Source organism: Kineococcus vitellinus, from assembly GCF_009906315.1.
Taxonomy (GTDB): domain Bacteria; phylum Actinomycetota; class Actinomycetes; order Actinomycetales; family Kineococcaceae; genus Kineococcus; species Kineococcus vitellinus.
Window position 1 is genome coordinate 1 of record NZ_JAAALL010000369.1, and the last position, 3734, is coordinate 3734.

Consider the following 3734-nt stretch of genomic DNA (forward strand, 5'->3'; position numbering starts at 1 on the left):
ATCTTGCGCGGTGCACCGCGCAAGATCACCGCCGGGGTCGGGGCGTCGGGAGCCGGGACGGGTCCGTCAGGCGGCCGCCGAGGTGCTGCCCTCAGTGCCGCCCTCCGCGGTGCCGGTCCCGCCGCGCGGGCCGCCACCGCGCCCGCCGGGTCCACCGGGTCCGCCGGGGAGCTCCCGGTCGACGAGCTCGGCGGTGCGCGCCGGCAGGTCGGCGGTGCGCTCGTCGGCCTGCTCCTGGGTCAGCCGGCCGTCCGCGACGGCCTGCGCGAGCCGCTCGGTGGCGTCGGCGACGAGGGCGTCGACGAGCTCCTGCTCCGCCACCCCCTGCTCGGCGGCCACGCTCGCCAGCGTCGCGCCGTCCGCCTGCAGCGCCGTGCGCAGCTCCTCGGCGCTCAGGCCGACGGCCTCGGCCGCCGCGTCGAGGTCGACGCCGCGACCCCCGCCGTGCCCGCCCGGCCCGCCGCGCAGGGCGTCGGAGGAGTCCAGCGTGCTCGCGACGGTGTCGGCCTGCTCCTGGGTCAGCGTGCCGTCGCCGACGAGCCCGGCCAGCGCGTCCCTGATCGCCTGCAGCCGGCCGCCGGTGGTGGTGCTGGTGCCGGTGCCCGTCTCGGCCGCGGATGCCAGCGGCGCGCCCAGCAGGACCAGCCCCAGCCCGCTCGCGGCGACGGCGCCGACGGCACCGGCGGCCACGGTCCTCTTGGTGATCTTCACGGTGTCCTCCGCTCGGGTGGCACCGGTCACGTGCCGGCGCTCCCCTCCTGTCTCGGGCACGCGCCTGTGGTGGTGCTGTGCGCAGCCCCAGCGGTTGCCGGGCACGCGCGGCCGGCGGGAACCCCGGTGCGCCGGCGCGCCGGGTGCGGCACGGTGGCGGGGTGGTGCTCCCCGGTGGTGACGACGACCGCGCGCCCGGGCGGCGGCCCGCGGCGGTCCTGCTCGTCGGGCTGCCCGCGGCGGGCAAGACGGTGCGCGCGCGGCAGCTGGAGCGGGAGCTTCCCGCGCTGCGCTTCACCCCCGACGAGTGGATGCTGCCGCTGTTCGGCGTGCTGGACGCGATGGAGCGCCGCGACGTCCTCGAGGGCCGGCTGCTGACCACGGCGCTGGCCGCGGTGCGGCTGGGGACCTCGGTCGTCGTCGACTTCGGGTTGTGGAGCCGCGACGAGCGCTGGGCCCTGCGCCGGTTGTTCACCGACGCCGGCGCGCGGTGCCGGCTGGTGCACCTGAGCGTCGACCCGGCGACCCAGCGCGCCCGCGTCGACGCCCGCCGGGCCGCGGCACCGCACGCGGAGGTGGAGATGACCGACGCGGCGCTGCGCGGCTACCGCGAGGCCTTCGAGGAGCCCGGGGCGCGGGAGCTGGCCGGCGGCGCGGTGCCGGACCCGCCCGCCGGGCACCGCACGTGGGCGCAGTGGGCCGTGCGGCGCTGGCCGTCGCTGCAGCCGGACCCGCCCGGCTGACGCGCGCCGGACGGCGCCGGCCGACGCGTCAGACGACGTCGACGAACACCGGGTTCGTGTAGCACCACAGGTCGTCCCACGGGTCGGAGTCGCCGATCGGGTCGACGCGGGGGTGCCCGTCGGCGTCGGCGTGCCGGCCGTCGCTGCCGCGGAAGCGTACGTACAGCGGGTCGGCCACCCCGCGCAGGGTCGTGCGGAACACCTGCCGGCCGCTGGCGTGCGCGGGGACCTCGAAGCTCTCCACGACGCGGGTGCCGGGCGCCTGGAACAGGTCGCGCTCGGTGTCGGCGACGCGGCCGGTGACGGTGCCGACGACGACGTCCCAGCGCGCCGAGCGCGGGACGCCGCCGCTGCCGTTGGGTTCCACGGCGGGGTCGATGAGCAGTTCCACCTCGACGTCGCCGCCGCGGCGCACCGAGGTGCGCGCGCCGAAGGTGACGCCGGGCCCCTCGCCGCCCGGGCGCACGCGCGCCTCGACGGCGCGCACCAGACCGCCGTGCACGACGAACACCCGCCCGGCGCGCAGCGCGGCCATGACGGAGGCGTAGTCGCGGCGCGCGGAACCCACGCAGGTGCGGGAGTAGAAACCCGGCGCGAAGTCGACGTAGCCGTGCTGCACGACACCGGAGTCGACCGGGGTGCCGCGGTGGCCGTGCTCGACGTAGTGCGCGCGGCTCGCCTCGCCCACCACGACGGTGTCGCCGATGTCGAAGTGGTTGTCGGAGTTGGCGGTGATCCACCACGGCAGGCCCTCGGCGAGCAGGGAGTCCCACAACCCGCCCAGGCGTGCGGTCGCCGCGTCGAAACCCCCCCAGGTGCGGTACTGGTCGAGGTCGTAGCCGGGGAAGGACCAGCGGCCCGGGGACTCGTCGTACTGCCCGCGCCCGCGCCCGCGCCCCAGCGGCGGCGGCAGCGCCGCGGCCTGGTGGCCGGGTGCGCCCTCCCAGCCGACGAACACCCCGGGGGCGGCGTCGCGCCAGCCGCGCACCTTCGAGGGCGAGACCCGGCCGGTGCGCATCGGGTGGTTGGAGAGCACCAGCGCCTCGCCGACCGTCCCGGTGCGCAGCTCCTCCACGAGCCAGGCGAGCGCGTCCAGGCCGAGCTGCTCGGCCTCGGGGCCGCCCTGCACGGAGTGCTCGATGAGCCGGGGGCCGCCGGGGTTCTGCCGGGCGGCGAGGACGTCGCCGTCGAAGGCGCGCTCGAAGCGCTCGAGCAGGTCGGGGGTGTCGGCGTGGTCGGGGGCGATGAACGTGGCGTGCTCGGCGCCCGGGACGTTCCACTCCATGCCCTGGAACACCAGCACGGGGTGGCGGCGGCGGGCCTCGGCGATGAGGGGGGTCTGCAGCGCCACCGACTGCTTGGCGTGGTCGGGGCCGCCGTGGTCGGTGATGACCATCCAGTCCAGACCGCACTCGCGGGCGCGGCGCACCTGGTCGTCCACGGAGTACATCGCGTCGCGCGAGAACGTCGTGTGGATGTGGTGGTCACCGGCGTACCAGGCGAACTCGCGGTCGTCCCCGGGGCTGCTGACGGGATCGGGCGGCGGCGGCGAGGGGACGTGGGAGTGCACGTCCCCACCCTGCCAGCGGCCCCTCGACCTCGCCGAACGGCCCCGTGCGGGCTCCCCCGCCTCAGTAGACTCACTGCCCGTGAGCACCCCGCTACCGGATGCTCCCGCGGGCGTGGCTGCGCCGCGGGAGACCCCGTTGCGCGTGCACACCGTCGTCCTGCCCGCCGCCGCCGACCTGCCCGAGCGCGGCGACGACCTGCCGGCCGAGCTGCCCGGCGTGGTCCGCGCCAGCGGCTCCGACGGCAGCGCACCGCTGCTGGAGGTGCGCTCGCCCACCAGCGGGGAGCGGCTGCTCGACGTGGAGGACACCACCCCTCAGGGCGTGGAGGACGTCGTCGCGGCCGTCGCGGCCGTCAGCCGCACCGAGTGGGCGTGGCTGTCCGGGGAGGACCGCGCCCGGCACCTGTTCGCCGTCGCCGACGTCCTGGCCGCGCACGTGCGCCCGCTGGCCGTCACCGCCGCCCTGAGCACCGGCCGCCCCGTCGCCGCGGGCCTGAGCGTGGACGGCCCGGCCGCCCACGCCGCGGCCTTCTCCGCCGCCGGCTGGGCGGACAAGCTGGCCGACGCCGGTGCCCGGGCCCGCCCCGGCGGTGGCGTCGTCGCCGTCCCGACGACCTGGCGCACCGCCGCCGCCGACGCCCTCGGCGCCGTCGTGGCCGCCCTGGCGACCGGCCGCGGCCGGGCGGGGGCGCAGCAGCACGCCGCAGCCG

At 78.0% G+C, this 3734-nt stretch carries 4 protein-coding genes; 2 read left to right on the top strand and 2 right to left on the bottom strand.

Annotated features, from left to right (window positions below; translation table 11 throughout):
• Positions 1 to 66 precede the first annotated feature (66 nt).
• Positions 67 to 771, bottom strand: coding sequence for a hypothetical protein (locus GTQ99_RS20930; RefSeq protein WP_166617630.1), 705 nt, complete (start codon positions 769 to 771; stop codon positions 67 to 69).
• Positions 772 to 872: 101 nt separating this feature from the next.
• Between GTQ99_RS20930 and GTQ99_RS20935 the strand changes: the two genes are divergently transcribed.
• Positions 873 to 1454, top strand: coding sequence for an AAA family ATPase (locus GTQ99_RS20935; protein WP_205707942.1), 582 nt, complete (start codon positions 873 to 875; stop codon positions 1452 to 1454).
• Positions 1455 to 1482: 28 nt separating this feature from the next.
• Here GTQ99_RS20935 and GTQ99_RS20940 read toward each other — a convergent pair whose 3' ends face one another.
• Complete coding sequence (locus GTQ99_RS20940; RefSeq protein ID WP_166617631.1) at positions 1483 to 3024, bottom strand: PHP domain-containing protein; 1542 nt, start codon at positions 3022 to 3024, stop codon at positions 1483 to 1485.
• Between the two features lie 79 nt (positions 3025 to 3103).
• On the opposite strand from GTQ99_RS20940, the gene GTQ99_RS20945 reads away from it, so the two are divergent.
• Positions 3104 to 3734 (top strand): aldehyde dehydrogenase family protein (locus GTQ99_RS20945; RefSeq protein ID WP_166617632.1); only part of this gene is annotated, 631 nt, incomplete at its 3' end.